12 protein-coding genes and 2 tRNA genes are annotated in these 14,296 nt (G+C 64.0%); 7 read left to right on the top strand and 7 right to left on the bottom strand.

The genetic code is table 11. From position 1 onward, the window contains the following. Nucleotides 1-65: 65 nt before the first annotated feature. On the top strand, nt 66-707 hold the full coding sequence (gene upp, locus QQ658_RS14785; protein WP_286025598.1) for a uracil phosphoribosyltransferase: 642 nt from the start codon (nt 66-68) through the stop codon (nt 705-707). Between the two features lie 249 nt (nt 708-956). Here upp and QQ658_RS14780 read toward each other — a convergent pair whose 3' ends face one another. From QQ658_RS14780 to QQ658_RS14770, 3 genes are all read right to left on the bottom strand, one after another. Then, nucleotides 957-2,069, bottom strand: coding sequence for a coiled-coil domain-containing protein (locus tag QQ658_RS14780; RefSeq protein ID WP_286025597.1), 1,113 nt, complete (start codon nt 2,067-2,069; stop codon nt 957-959). A 15-nt stretch (nt 2,070-2,084) separates the two neighbouring features. Beyond that, nucleotides 2,085-3,515, bottom strand: coding sequence for a hypothetical protein (locus QQ658_RS14775; RefSeq protein ID WP_286025596.1), 1,431 nt, complete (start codon nt 3,513-3,515; stop codon nt 2,085-2,087). A gap of 456 nt (nt 3,516-3,971) precedes the next feature. Next, nucleotides 3,972-4,883 (bottom strand): 1,4-dihydroxy-2-naphthoyl-CoA synthase, encoded by a 912-nt coding sequence (locus QQ658_RS14770; protein ID WP_286025595.1) that lies wholly within the window; start codon nt 4,881-4,883, stop codon nt 3,972-3,974. Nucleotides 4,884-5,184: 301 nt separating this feature from the next. On the opposite strand from QQ658_RS14770, the gene QQ658_RS14765 reads away from it, so the two are divergent. The 3 genes from QQ658_RS14765 (at nt 5,185) to QQ658_RS14755 (ending at nt 7,830) form a co-directional block, all read left to right on the top strand. Further along, nucleotides 5,185-6,192, top strand: coding sequence for a shikimate dehydrogenase family protein (locus QQ658_RS14765; RefSeq protein ID WP_286025594.1), 1,008 nt, complete (start codon nt 5,185-5,187; stop codon nt 6,190-6,192). Nucleotides 6,193-6,383: 191 nt separating this feature from the next. Next, complete coding sequence (locus QQ658_RS14760) at nt 6,384-6,863, top strand: hypothetical protein (protein ID WP_286025593.1); 480 nt, start codon at nt 6,384-6,386, stop codon at nt 6,861-6,863. A gap of 106 nt (nt 6,864-6,969) precedes the next feature. Next, a complete protein-coding gene (locus QQ658_RS14755) occupies nt 6,970-7,830 on the top strand; it encodes a helical backbone metal receptor (RefSeq protein ID WP_286025592.1) in 861 nt (286 codons plus the stop codon). A 171-nt stretch (nt 7,831-8,001) separates the two neighbouring features. On the opposite strand, the gene QQ658_RS14750 is transcribed toward QQ658_RS14755, so the two are convergent. Then, entirely contained in the window at nt 8,002-9,300 is a 1,299-nt protein-coding gene (locus QQ658_RS14750) for an MFS transporter (RefSeq protein ID WP_286025591.1), read from the bottom strand. A 205-nt stretch (nt 9,301-9,505) separates the two neighbouring features. Continuing rightward, nucleotides 9,506-9,578, bottom strand: a tRNA-Arg gene (locus tag QQ658_RS14745). Between the two features lie 305 nt (nt 9,579-9,883). Between QQ658_RS14745 and QQ658_RS14740 the strand changes: the two genes are divergently transcribed. Both QQ658_RS14740 and QQ658_RS14735 read left to right on the top strand, forming a co-directional pair. Then, nucleotides 9,884-10,111, top strand: coding sequence for an AbrB/MazE/SpoVT family DNA-binding domain-containing protein (locus tag QQ658_RS14740; protein WP_286025590.1), 228 nt, complete (start codon nt 9,884-9,886; stop codon nt 10,109-10,111). Continuing rightward, the gene (locus QQ658_RS14735; RefSeq protein ID WP_286025589.1) at nt 10,104-10,511 is read left to right on the top strand and encodes a type II toxin-antitoxin system VapC family toxin; all 408 of its coding nucleotides are present in this window, start codon (nt 10,104-10,106) and stop codon (nt 10,509-10,511) included. The genes QQ658_RS14740 and QQ658_RS14735 overlap by 8 nt, the downstream gene beginning before the upstream one ends. A 332-nt stretch (nt 10,512-10,843) precedes the next feature. Here the strand turns inward: QQ658_RS14735 and QQ658_RS14730 are convergent. After that, nucleotides 10,844-10,933: transfer RNA gene (locus tag QQ658_RS14730), tRNA-Ser, on the bottom strand. A 479-nt stretch (nt 10,934-11,412) separates the two neighbouring features. On the opposite strand from QQ658_RS14730, the gene QQ658_RS14725 reads away from it, so the two are divergent. After that, nucleotides 11,413-13,410 carry an LCP family protein gene (locus QQ658_RS14725; protein ID WP_286025588.1) on the top strand — a complete coding sequence of 666 codons (1,998 nt, stop codon included), beginning with the start codon at nt 11,413-11,415 and terminating at the stop codon, nt 13,408-13,410. Nucleotides 13,411-13,719: 309 nt separating this feature from the next. Here QQ658_RS14725 and QQ658_RS14720 read toward each other — a convergent pair whose 3' ends face one another. Next, nucleotides 13,720-14,190, bottom strand: a complete 471-nt coding sequence (locus QQ658_RS14720) for a hypothetical protein (RefSeq protein WP_286025587.1) — start codon at nt 14,188-14,190, stop codon at nt 13,720-13,722. Between the last annotated feature and the right edge of the window lie 106 nt (nt 14,191-14,296).

Here is a 14,296-nt window from a genome sequence, read left to right as displayed (position 1 = left end):
AAAGTCAGGGGTCACTTTGCCACCCCGTCTATGACTTCTCTTGGAGCTGTGCCAAGGTAAGTGCCGTGGATCTTAAGGTACTCGACCACCCGCTGGTGGCCCATAAGCTGACTTGTTTGCGCGATATCAACACCAAGAGCCCGACCTTCCGCGATCTCGTGGACGAGCTGGTCACGCTGTTGGCCTATGAGGCGACCCGCGGCGTCCGGGTGCGTCCGATTACTATCCAGACCCCCGTCTCACAGGCCGAGGGAGTCGCTCTCCAGGACCCGAAACCCCTTGTCGTGCCGATCTTGCGGGCAGGTCTCGGGATGCTGGGTGGCATGACCCGGCTGATGCCGACCGCCGAAGTCGGCTTCGTCGGCATGGTCCGCGATGAAGAAACCCTCAAGCCGTTCACCTACGCCGAACGGCTGCCCCACGATCTTTCCGGACGCCAATGCTTCGTCCTCGACCCGATGCTCGCCACCGGCGGATCGCTGAGCGGATGCGTCGAATTCCTGGCCGAGCGCAAGGCGGACGACGTCACCTGCATCTGCCTGCTGGCCGCACCCGAAGGCGTCGAAAAGTTCCGCCAGCTGGTCGACAAGCTGAGCATCAAGACCACGCTGGTCGTCGCCGCCGTGGATGAGAAACTCAACGAGCACGGCTACATCGTGCCCGGTCTGGGCGACGCCGGCGACCGCCTCTACGGCATCGTCGACTGATCGTCGACCACCTCACAACTGCCGGCCCTGCTGAGGTGCGGTTGATCTGGCGAGCGATGGCCGATGCCGGCCGCACAACTGAGTGCGGCAGATCCGGCCACCGCTCTGGACGCCGCCCAGAACTTGGCTACCTAAGCGGTAGCCAAGCCGTCCCGCGAGCTCGCCGGACCATACCTCAATGAGGGGCCGCATTCGACCCTTCGACCGGACGATGCAGCCAACCGCAGGTCGCCGCCTCGCGATAGGCGGTCAGTTCTGGACGACGGGTTCCTCGTCCGCGGCCGCGTCAGTCTCGGCTGCATCCGCCGCATCGGCGTCCACCTCATCCTCGTCCACATCTTCGGACTCGACCGATTCCTCGGCCTCCAAGGCCTCCTCGGCTTCTTTCTTGGACGCCCAGTCTTCGGCGGTCCGGGGAGTCAGCGGGTCGATGAAGTTCTGCGGCGAACCACCGAGCGTGCCGAGCATCTGACGAACGTTCGACAGCTGCGCGGTGATCGAATCGCGCCTGGCGGTCGCAGCCGCCAACTCGCGTTCCGAATTCTGCCTGATCCCCTCGGCCCGCTGCTTGGCGTCGGCCAGCAACGTGTTGGCCTGATTCTGTGCCTCCCGGACGATCTGAGCCGCCTGTTCGCGAGCCTCAGTGGTCGCGCGCTCGGCATCGGCCCGCGCCTGATTCAGCTGCTCGGTGGCAAGCTCGACCTCACCGGTCTTCTTGTCCAGGGCCGCATTCAGTTCGGCCATCGCCTCGGTTCGCCGCTGGGTCAGCGTCTGCTCGAAATCGGTCGCGGCCTGAGCCGCCTGGGCACGCTGGGCCTCATAGACCGCCTCCGCCTCTTCAAGCCTGGCGGTGGCCTCGCCATCGGCGGCTTCCTTGAGCTGATCGGCCTGCTGCTTGGCCTGCTCCACGGTTCGGGCGGCCTCGGTCTCCGCGTCCGAGCGCAGGTCGGCGGCTTCCCGCTCGGCATTCGCCACCACGTCGGCAGCCTGCTGCGTGGCGTCCGAGGTCAGCTGTTCGGCCTCGGATTGAGCGTCGGCCCGCAGCTCGTCGGCCTCCTCCTGAGCGAGCGTCAGCATCTGCCCGATCCGCGATCCCAGGTTGTTGAAGGTCGGCGGGACGCCGTTGTCGCGCTCGGCGCGAGCGTCCTGTAGCGCCTGCTCCAGCATCTCAACTCGGGCAGACAGATCGTCGCTCGACTGGCGGAGCTTCGCGTTCTCCACCGTCTGAACGGCGTTGTCATCGTGCGCCCGGGTCAGGTCGGATTGCAGTTGCTGAATGTTCGATTGCAGCTGGCTGATCCGTTGCTCGACCTCGCTGGGCTCGTAGCCCTTACGGACAAGGCGGAATGAGGCCTCCGTCATCTTTGATCTCCTTGGCTATTCGGCGGTGTCAGGGTTATTTTCACGGTCGTCATCTGTAACCGTGGGTACAGGTACGGCCAGCGCCTCGATGACACCCGACAGGTGCCCCAGTTCGCTGGTGATGTTGTCTCTGCGGGCGGCAAGCCGCGACACTTCGGCACGTGCTTTCCACAGCATTTCGTCGGCCTCTTTGCGTACCCGGTCTGCGTCGTTGCGCGCCTCGCGCAGCAAGTGGACGGCTTCGGCCCGGGTCTTGCTGGTTTGCTCGAAGGTGTCTTGACGCAGCTTGGTGAGGTCGGTATTCACTCGCTCGCGGATTCGCTTGGCGCTGTCTTCGGCCTCCGCCTTTTGCGCCTGCGCCCTCGAGACTACGCCCTCGGCTTCTCGGTTCGCCGATTCGACCTTGTCGTTGGCGGCCTGCTCGGCCTCGGTGCGGGTGCGCTCGGCATCGGCCTGGGCAGCGCGCAAGGTGGCTTCCGCCTGAGACTTCAGGTCGACGCTGAGAGCGCGCGCGTCCCTGACCTGAGTACGCAAGGTGTGGGTTTGCCGGGCGATCAGCACTTCCAGTTTCTGATGCACCTTGCGGGAGTGCTCGGACGCCGCGGCCCGCGCGTTCTCCTCCGTTTGCACGGCCTCTGCCTTCGCACCGGCCAGCAGGTCGCTGACGACCTTCTTCGTCCAATCGAGCTGCTGCTGAGCCTCTGCCGTGATCCGCTCGTAGTCGGCCTGGGCCGCTGCCCTGGTTTTCTCGGCTTCGGCCTGGCTCACGTCGACGATCGACTGCGCCTCGGCCTTCGCCTGGGCAACCTGCTCCGCGGCCTGCGCAGTGGATTCGTCTGCTGCCCGCTGGGCGTCCTCGACGATGCGGGCTGCATCGGCCTTCGCCTGCTCGATGAGCTTGCTGCACTGCTCGTCCACCTCGGCCTTTTGAGCCGTGAGCCGCTCGTTCATCTCCCGGGTATCGGTGGCGATGGACGCACGCGCCGCGTCCAGCTCGTGTTCGGCCTGTTCGCGTAGCTGCTTCGACTCGGCCTCGGTGCGCGAGACCAGATGCTCTGCCTTGTCCTTGGCGGCCGCCGTGATCTGATCGGCCTCGGTGAGCGCCGCGGCGAGGGCGTCATTCGCCTGTTGCTCGGCGGTCGCCGTGATCTGGTTCGCCTGCGCGAGCGCGTCATCCATCCGCGACTCCGCATCGCTGCGGGCCTGATCCCGGGTGCGCTCGGCTTCTGCTTTCAGCTCGACTGCCTGCTGATGCTGACGGGAGATGTCGCCGTGCATGCGTTCGATGTCGACATTCGCGTCGTCGGCGTCCTGCTTCTTCTTGACCGCGTACTCGTCCGCCTCACGGCGCACCTGATCGGCAAAGTTCTGGGCGACTTCCAAGATGCGCGAGGCGCGACGGCCGATGTCACCTTCGAAGGTGTCCTCACCGTCTAACTCAGCCATGGGGTCCATTCTGCCATCACGCTTCGTTCCCGCTTTCATCGAGTCATCCGAATGAGCCTGCCCGGTTTCACAGGGCCAACGCGCTTCAGTGCACTCCAAATGCATCATCGGATGCACCATCACCGGTCGTAGCGCAATCTGGCGCACAACCAGGCGCGTAGATCGGCCGCCGAGGTCGGGAATATCGATTCCCTGCGGCCTTGACACGCTCCAGCGTGCGCCAGATGAACTATCCAGCGCACGATCAACGGTCGCACTGCAATCTGGCGCACAACCAAGCGCGTGAACCCTCGCAGTCGACATCGATCCTGCTCACTTCAGCACCACCAACGCGCTTCAGTGCACTCCAAATGCGCCACGAGACCCACAATCACCGTCCCCGCGCAATCTGGCGCACAACCAGGCGCGTTATGCGGCGGCCGTGGACGCTGAACTCACCGGCCCACGTACACCGGTTCAGTAGTAGTAGGGGTAGTCAGACCAATCCGGAGGCCGCTTGTTCAGGAATGAGTCGCGTCCCTCGACCGCCTCGTCGCTCATGTAGGCGAGCCTCGTCGCTTCGCCTGCGAACAGCTGCTGGCCCATCAGGCCATCATCGGCAAGGTTGAAGGCGTACTTGAGCATCCGCTGCGCTGTGGGTGACTTGCCGCAGATCTTGGCAGCCCAGGCGAGCCCTTCGTCCTCGAGCTCCGCGTGCGGGACGACCTTGTTCACCATGCCCATCCGGTAGGCGTCGTCGGCCGAGTAGGTGTCGGCCAGGAAGAAGATCTCGCGGGCGAATTTCTGGCCGACCTGACGGGCCAGGTAGGCCGAACCGTAGCCGCCGTCAAAGGACGCGACGTCGGCGTCGGTCTGCTTGAATTTGGCGTGCTCCTCGGAGGCGAGCGACAGGTCGCAGACCACATGCAGGCTATGCCCGCCCCCGGCGGCCCACCCGTTGACCAGGGCGATCACCGGCTTCGGCATAAATCTGATCAGCCGTTGCACTTCGAGAATGTGCAGCCGTCCGGCCCGGGCGCGGTCGACCGTGCTGGCGTCCTCACCCTCGGCGTATTGGTATCCGGCCTTGCCGCGGATCCGCTGATCGCCACCGCTGCAGAACGCCCAGCCGCCGTCCTTGGGGCTCGGCCCGTTTCCGGTGAGCAGCACGCAGCCGATGTCGGCCGACTGCCGGGCATGCTCGAAGGCCAGCAGCAGCTCGTCCACGGTGTGCGGACGAAAGGCATTGCGTACCTCCGGACGATCGAATGCGATGCGCACTGCCGGCACGTCCTTCGCCTGGTGGTAGGTGATATCGGTGAACTCGAAGCCGGGCACCTCGTCCCACAACTCGGGGCGGAACGGATTCGCTGTGGTCTCGTTGCTCATGGGCAGAACCCTATGCCACCAGCGGCGGCATGCGCGGACCAGTTGGCTCGACAGATAACAGCCGGGCTGCCCGGCAAAACAGCTGCTGCAACATTGATGCCCACGCCCGCAGACACCCCCATACACTGGCTGGCGAAATAGCTGATGGCTGGCGACCTGGACACGACGTTGCCTGGCACTATGGATCTGAACTGATTCCAGTCGTCTATTTCACCAGCCAACGCCGCCGAACGACCGCACGTATGGTCGTACGCGTCGGCCGCGCGAGCCGCACCACTTGAATGCACCCAAGGAGTCTTTGATGCACCGCTGCGCCGTGATCGGCAGCCCGATCGCCCATTCGCTGTCACCGCTGCTGCACCGCACCGCCTATACCGGGCTGGGCATCGCCGACCAGTTCAGCTATGACGCCTTCGAGGTGACCCCGGATACCCTCGGCGACTTCATCGCGAGCCTCGGGCCCGAATGGGTCGGACTTTCGGTCACCGCCCCCAACAAACAGGCCCTGCTGGCCTATGGCTCCCCCGATCCGATCGCCGCGGCTCTGCAATCGGGAAACACCATCATCTTCGGACGAGATAAGCTCCCCGGATCGATCGCCCCCGGCCAGGCAGGCCGGCCGACAGCGGTCGGCAAGCACGATCAGCAGGACTATCCTGCGGCACCGATCAACCGGGCAACCGGCAGAATCACCGCTCGGGCCAGCCGCGTGTACAACACCGATGTCACCGGCATGCTCGCCGCTCTTGGACGCATCGGTGTGCGCTCCGCCTCCACGGCGGTGGTGATCGGCAACGGCGCGACCGCGCGCAGCGCGTTCTGGGCGCTCGGCAAGTTGGGCGTCCGCGAGGCAATTGTGCTGGCGAGAAACCCGGAACGGGCACACGCCAGCCTGGACGAGGTAGCGCAGCTTGCCGGAATCTCATTCGAGGTGCAGCCCTACGGGCAGCCGGCACGACTCCCAGAGGCATGGGTTGAAGCGCCAACGGACCAACCCGGAGGCTCAGTGAGCGCAGCGGACTCGGCTGCACCCAAGGCCGACCTGCTGATCTCGACCGTCCCCGTCGAATCGGACGACGAGCTGGCCGCCGCGCTGGTGGCGCAGTCACGGACGGTGTTCGAGGTGGTTTACAACAACTATCCGTCGGCCTTCGACCGCGCCGCGCAGGCAGCAAAGGTGCCCTCGCTTGATGGCCTGGATCTATTGGTCGGCCAGGCGATCGACCAGATCAAGCTGATGACCGGACGCGACGCCGACCCCGAACCGCTGCTGGAGGTCTGCCGGGCCGAGGTACTGCGCCGGTCATGAATGCGGGCGATTCGTCCAACTGGTCGATCACGATCGCGGCCACGTTCATCGGCTCACCTAGAATTGGCCCGTTCGTGCACGACGCACAGACAACTGCGCTGGCTCGGACCAGGAAGCACCCGTTCGGATCGTCCGACGGAGCGCGAGTGCGCTCTCACCCGGACGCGTGGCGGAAGGAAGGCATGAAATAGATGGCCAGGACGCATAAGAAGCAGCGGCCCAAGCTCTCGTTGTATCCGTCGCCCCTGCTTGCGCTCGGCACGACCGCGGCGGCGCTCGTGTTGTTCGCGATCACGTGGCTGTCACGCGATGACGGCTGGCCGGCGCTGGTGTGGGCCATCCCCGGCGTCTTCATCTTCTGTCAGCCGATTACCGGTTGGGTGCGCGGCGAGGCCACCCAGCTCCGGGTGGGATTTCGGAAGTTCGATTTGAGCAAGCTGCACAGAGTCACGATTTTCAATCGCAAGCAGCTGGGATTCAGCTACTCGGTCATGGTGTTGAAATCCAATCAACGGGTTGATCAGGTCTCGGGCGCCTTTCTGACCAGTAAGTCATTCACCAAGCTGGTGGATTGGGTCGGTATCTCTCCGGAGGTTCTTCAGGGCACCTGGAACGATCGCGCGTTGGCCGCCACCCGCCCGGATCTGACGCAGACCCCGCTCGGACGCTGATCTCGGCCGTGAGGTCGGCACAGGGCGGGGCCAGCGCCCGGCGCACCAAAGCGCCCAGAGCTTCGGCCAGAACAAGTTCATGACCTGACCGAAGGAAGGAGCAATCGTGTTCGATGACCTCGGCGCACCGGTGGACCTGTCGTATCCACCACGCAGAGTCGTGTCCCTGGTCCCGTCGCTGACCGAGGCCATCGCGCTGAGCGTGCCGGGCGTCCTGGTGGGAGCGACCGACTGGTGCGTCCGGCCGCCGGGCCTGCAGGTCGAGCGGGTGCGCGGCACGAAGAATCCAGACCTTGCCAAGATCCGCGCCCTTGAACCAGACCTCGTGGTTGTGAACGAAGAGGAGAACCGCAAACTCGACGTCGAACGGCTGCGGGCCTCCGGCGTCGACGTCTGGGTGACCAAGATCGACAGTGTGGACGAGGCCGTGGCCAGCCTGGAACGGTTTTTCACCGAGGCGCTCGGCCTGAAGGAGACGCCTGCGTGGCTTCGAACGGCGCGCAAGGTGTGGGATGTGTCGGGAATCGATTCAGAAGGCCCGGCTTTCCCTCCATCAAATCTGGGACGGTTCAATGCGCCTACCGCTCGTCCATCGACGCAGCTGAGCTCTCCTGCCACCATCAATGGCTCCGGTCTGCGGGTGGCGATCCCGATCTGGCGCGATCCATGGATCTGGGTGGGTGCGGGGACCTATGCGTCCGACCTTGTCAGCAGGCTGGGCTGGACGAGCGCCGGCGCCGACTTCGGTGAGCGTTACCCACATGCCGATGTGGCGGAGGTGCTGCACACCTCGGGTGGGGTGGACGCAGTCCTGCTGCCCGATGAGCCTTACGCCTTCGGGCCGTACGACGGGCCTGACGCATTTCCGGAGACGCACACCGTGCTGGTGCCCGGACGATCGCTGTTCTGGTATGGGCCCGCGATGTGTGACGCGCGGCAAGCATTGGAGGCCGCCGTCAGGTCGTGACCCGCCGCCAACCCACGCATAGTGCATGACATGGCCGTGCAGAATCTTCCGTAACTTGCAGTCCGCACCGATCCGGCCAGTGCTTCGCGGCCCCGCGGCTACCGATCGCGGAAGGTTTCGCACGCTTGAGCCACAAACAGCCTTCACCCGACTGCGGCCGAGGGTTCCCGGCTATGGGACGCGATAATCAATGGTTTCGGGGATGCGGCGCAGCACCACGCAGGCCAGCGGAATCAACATCACCATCGCGATCACCGCAAGCGTCGCGAAGCTGGTCGCCGCCATCAGCGGGCCGGCCAGGAAGGCCATCGTCGCGCCACACAGATTTGCCAGGGCATCGATACCGCCCTGAGACGAGGCACGGACCTCGGTGGAGACATTCGAGGTGAACAGCGCCGAGCCGGCCACGTTGACGAACGACCAGCCGACACCGAGCAGGATGAGCGAGGCCACAACCCAGTGGCTTTCGTCCGAACGCAGCACTGCGAAGGCGAGCGAGACCACGAAGATACCGATGCCTGCCCAGATGGCGAGTCGGGAGCCGCAGCGGTCGGTGATCCAGCCGACCAGCGGTGCGAGCGCGTACATGCCGACGATGTGCAGGCTGATCGTGATGCCGACCAGGTTCACGGTGCCGCCCTGATGCACGATATGCACCGGTGTCATGGTCATCACCGTCACCATCACGATCTGCGCGACCAGGATGGCGATCACTGCGATGCGGGCGGGTTTGTTGCTGCGGATCTCTGCGAGGATTCTGCGGATTCCACCGCGCCTGCGGGTGGGCAGGGTGGACGCGTCCGCCAGGCCCGACTCGGTGAGCAGCAGCAAGGGGTCCGGACGCAGCAGCACGAAGACCACCGTTCCCGCGATGCCGAGGCAGATGGCAGCGATGAGGAAGGCTCCTGCGTACACCGACAGCCCGGTGGCGTCGCCGACGAGGGTGCCGGGCGCACCGAGATTCGGCCCGATCACCGAGCCGAGGGTGCCCACCCAGACGATCAGCGCCAGCGCTCGTGCTTTGTGCCCGGGGTTTGCCAGGTCGGTTGCCGCGAATCGCGATTGCAACGCCACCGCCGACCCGGATCCGATGAGCAGCAAACCGAGGAACAGCGGGACGACCAGTTTCAGCTGCGCGGCCGGGACGAGGATCGCGGCACCTGCCGCGGCCAGCCACCAACCGGTCGCGAGCGAAAAGCGGCGGCCCCTCCGGGCAGCGAGGTTGCCGAGCGGCAGGCCGAGCAGCGCGGCCCCCAAAGTGGCGGTGGTGCGGGCCAGACCCGCCCAGGTCTCGTTGTGCAGCACGTCTGAGGCGAGCAGCACGCCGATGGACGGCGCCACTCCCGTCCCGACCGTCCCGACGATCTGCGTTACCACCAGCACACCCATCGTCCGCCGCTGGACGCGGGCGAAGCGATCGTTCCAATCCGGTTCGACGGATCGGAGGTTGATATCGGGTGTGTTCGTCATCAAGGTCCTTCGTGGGACGCACTGCGTTGCGCCCAAATGCTGCTGTGGTCATCCCGAGTTTAGGGGCTCCCCGCCGGCCTGCCTGGCTGCGCCCACAGGAGAGGCGCCGCTCCGAGGCCGCGTCGAGCCGGTGCCGGATAGCGAGACGTACCGTCCGCCACCACGACAAAGGTCCCGAGACTCATGTCTCGGGACCTTCACTCCGCGCGCCTGGAGGGATTCGAACCCCCAACCTTCTGATCCGTAGTCAGATGCTCTATCCGTTAAGCTACAGGCGCCTATTCTCTTTTGGACGCGAGCCGCTAGCTCGCGCGATTGACCACTTTAGCGCAGTGCCACCCCAACCCCCAAAACATCGGTTGCTCGCCTTGCCGAACCTCGGCGTCCAACGAGTCCCGGTGACGGGCCGCTCGGACCGTCACCAGCGGTTCAGGGCTCGCCGACCTCCATACTCGAGCACCACGACGGACCAAGCCGCGGCGCCGCAGTGATCGTCCAACCGCTGGCAACATCTCTCTCACACCGTGCAAGTTCACACTCGCTTCCTGATGTAATATTTTTATTACGTAGTAGGGGGATTGGCATGAAACTCAACAGCAAGGGCCAGGTGACGATTCCCGCCTCCCTTCGGCACCAATACGGCTTCTTTGAGGGCGATGAGGTTCAGGTCATAGCGGACGGCAGCACGCTGCGCATCGTCCGTACCGCACCTGAGCTTGGCCGTGGAGACCGGTTGATCGAACAGATGCGCGGGCGCGCCACCACGAAGCTGTCCACAGACGAACTGATGGCACTGTTACGCGATGAGTGACGTGACCTTGGTCGACTCGAATGTACTGCTCGACATCTTCACCGAAGATCCTGATTGGTCAGCCTGGTCGGGCGCCGCTTTGCGGGATGCGGCAAATCGCGGTCTCGTCTGCATCAACCAAATCATCTACGCAGAGGTCTCGGTCGGCTTTGACACGATTGAAGAACTTGAGGATGCACTGCCTGCGAGCTATTTCGCCCGAGAAGCTCTTCCTTGGCCAGCAGGATTTCTCGCAGGCAAAGCTTTCCTCAAGTATCGGCGTCTCGGGGGCACGCGAACGAGCCTGCTTCCGGACTTTTACATCGGGGCTCACGCCGCGGTTACCGGATACCGGCTACTCACACGCGATCATGGGCGCTACTCGACCTATTTTCCAACGGTCAGACTGATCGCTCCATAAGCATGACAGCTCGACAAGGGTGACCACTACACCGGTCAGCAACGTCAACGGGAACTGGCGAGCTTTCGACACTCAGCTGAGCCTGTCCATCAATGGTCGTTGACGATTTCCTCATTGCGCTGGCCCGCGCAAGCGTCCCGAAATTCGCCGAAGCAGCACGCGGCGTGTCCGGCGGAGGTGTTCGGCGCACTTCGTGCAGCTTGACCTCGGAAGAACGAGCAAGCTCGCTCTTCTCTCGGTCTGGGCGGAGGTATTTAATTCGCTTCGCGAATCTCGACCTCACTTCTCGCCCTCGGAAGAGAAAGCAAGCTTTCTCTTCTCTCGGGCTTCGGCGGAGGTGGCGAGATTTGAACTCGCGATGGGGTTGAGCCCCAAACCCGCTTAGCAGGCGGGCGCCATAGACCTGACTAGGCGACACCTCCAGGCGGCCGGACGCACACACTCCATCCAGACGACTTTCCCAAGGGTAGCGATAACTGACCCCATCCGCAAAAGCCCGGCTTGCCTCAGCTAAAAGGTCCGGGAACGTTCACGCGTGCCTCAGATGAGAATGTCCGCTTGGTTGATCGTTTTCCCTGACCATGTGAGCAAGGAGTTGTCGATGGCTGCCCCAGGCGAGATCACCAAGAAGTACGCCCGCGACTACGCAAGGGGCCGACAGGATGGCTCACAGATGGTCCAGATGGTTAGTCGAGTACGCCCGCGACTCGCAAGAGCCGGCAAGGTGGAGAATGGCCGTCTGATAGACGCGGCATCCGCCACCCTCTCCTCCAACCCGTCCGCAACGGCTACGCATTCTGAGAAATTTTAAGCCTCTGGTCGGATGTCTGGATTCCAGCACCGGACTACCCTTCGGTAAGGTTAACTGCATTGAGCCCTCTCATTGAAGGGAAGTTTGATCTTGCCGCAGCCGGGAGACGACGAACGGCGGGCAACCCGAGCACGACGCGGATATTCCGAAGACGCGCGGGATGCCGCTAAGGCCAACTCGCCCGAGAGCCAGCCGCCACGCGCAGCAGATCCCGATCGTGCCCGTCGTGGTGCTGCGTCCGCCGACCAAACAAGTCAATCGTTCTCAAGTGAAGGCGCGCAACGCGTCCAGCGCGCCGCATCGCAATCAGAAGAGCCCGCCCCGGGTTCCCTTCCCAACGCTCCGGACGCGGCCGACCTGGCAGCAGACGCCGCTCCCCGCGCCGGCGGCACCTATGGAGCGAGCCGTGCAGAAGAACCGCCCCCCGAGGTTCCCCGGCACTCCAAGTCGCGCTCGTCCCAGTCTTCCAGCACCAAGCCACCAGCTCCTCAGAAACCCGATCGGCGATTTCGTGGCTCGATCATCCGGACGATCGGCAGCACGATCCTTCCGGGCGTTGGTCTGATAGGCACCAGAGCCCACCGACTGGGCGTCATTCTGGTGACCGCGATCGTGGCCTGTACCGCCGTGCTTGCCGTCGTCGTCCTGCGGGACCCGTTGGGCGTGGCCGGAAACATTCTGCAATCCGGCTTGATACGAACCATCGCTTTCGCACTCATCGCAGTAGCCGCGATCTGGGTCGCCATCATCTTGGGCACCTACCTCATCTCGCGTCCGTCCAAACTCACCTCGAAGCAGCGGACTCTCGGCGGCATCGCAGTCGCCTTGCTCACGTTCCTGGTGAGCGCACCGCTCGGTGTCGCGTCCGCTTATTCATTTGAGACCGCCCGCGTCTCGGGCAACGTCTTCGGCTCGGAGGGCGATTCCAAATCCCAGACCCGGCCGACGCTCGAGAAGAACGACCCCTGGGCCGACAAGCCACAGGTCAACATCTTGCTGCTCGGTGGCGACTCAGGTGCCGGACGCGATGCAGACGAGGGCGTGCGCACCGACACCATGATGATGGCGACCATCGACACCGCCACCGGCGCGACCCTCATCACCCAGCTGCCCCGCAACCTTCAAAACCCGATCTTCACCGCCGACTCCCCCCTGGCACAGGTCTATCCCTACGGCTTCGACGATGGCGGCGACTCGTTCCTGAGTTCGGTCTGGCACGATGCGCCGATCAACTATCCCGAGTACTTCCAGGACACCGACTACGCCGGAGCTGACGCCTTGAAATGGGCGTGGGAGGGCGTCACCGGCCAGAAGATCGACTACTTCGTCCTGGTCAACATCGACGGACTGGTGAACCTCATCGACGCCATGGGTGGAGTCACGGTCAATGTGAACTTCCCCATCGCCAAAGAGGGCAGTTCGTCCGACTATGACTGCGGCATCGGCGGGTATATCCCCGAGGGCCCCGATCAACACCTCAATGGCACGGACGCCATGTGGTACGCCCGCAGCCGTTGCAATTCGCCGAACGGCGATTTCGGACGCATGCAACGCCAGTCCTGCCTGGTCAACGCCGTCATCAACCAGGCCGACCCGCCGACCATGCTGACCCGCTACGAAGACATTGCTTCGGCGGCCGGGGACATGGTCTCCACCGACATTCCGCAAGAACATCTGTCGGCCATGGTCGACCTGGCCGGCAGGGTTCAGGCCGGACACATCGTCAACCGCATTTCTTTCGTCCATGAAGAGAACGGATTCAACGCCGCATACCCCGATTTCAATCTGATACAGACACAGATTTCGGACGCAATTGAGTCGACGAAAGCCGAAGCCGCGGCCAATGATGAGCCGGAGCAACCTGCTGAACCCGAAACCACGACCGCGCCCGAGCCTGCAGAGACGACCGAGCAGGCCCCGGAGGTCCCGGAGGAGACGGCGGCCGAGGAACCCACCGGCGGGCAAGCGGAGAACGTCGCCGATGCATGCGCCTACCAGCACGAGGAGCCCGAAGGCGACTGGGTGATTCCGGATACGGTGCCGGTTTATACACCTCCGGAATCAGAGCCCGCACAGACCGGCCGCTAACCGGGCGGCCACCTGCAGACTCCCCGAACCAGACTCCCCGAAGATGGTTTGCCTTCCGCGCGCAGTTGGCGGACTAGTGGCGGCTGTCGTTTCGCACTCACTCGGCCGCGAAACCGCAGGCAGATCAATCTCGAAGCAACACCGCCGGGACGTACCAGTTGACCTGACGACGTCGCTGCACCAGATCACCTGTCAACCGCTGACGCAGATCGCCCAGAACGCTCAGCAGTGCAGTCACTACACAAGCAGCCATCGGGCTTAGGACATGCGATCCAGGTCACCGGATGACGATCATGAGGCAGACCCGAATCAGCTGCCCTGCGCTCGCAGCCGGGTAGCGATGTCGTCTGTGAGCGCTTTCATCTGCTCGTCGGCGATCCCACCGGGCGCTTGAATGAAGGTGCGCTCGACGTGACCTTGTCCGATCACCAGGCGCGAACCATCAGGCGTGGTCGAAACCGAATCGACATCGATCCATGCTCCCGATTTGTGATACCCGGGTCCGCTCACCTCGAAACCGTCGGGTGACAAGGTGACATAAAGCGTGCTGTTCGACACGAAGGTGAGAGCCGCGATTCCCATCACCACACCCAGCACGGCGACGATGGACCCCACCACGATCACCACGGTATTGCGGGTGTCCCCGGCTCCGAGCCCGGCCCAGATGAGAGCTGCACCACCCAACACGAGGATGACCGCGATAACCCATGCTCGTACCGGATGCTGTGGTTTCAATGCATAGCGGCTGGTCCGATCGGTGCCGGCAACGGTGTCGCTCATGGAGTGGCATCTCCTTCCACTGCAGGTACGGGCTCCTGCGCACAGGCGATGGCGCGGACCCGGACGTCCGAGAGTCCCGCCTGCCTGAACTCTGACCGGAGCCGAC

The organism is Propionimicrobium sp. PCR01-08-3 (genome assembly GCF_030286045.1).
Classification (GTDB): Bacteria; Actinomycetota; Actinomycetes; order Propionibacteriales; family Propionibacteriaceae; genus Brooklawnia.
This window is presented reverse-complemented; position numbering and strand designations above follow the sequence as displayed.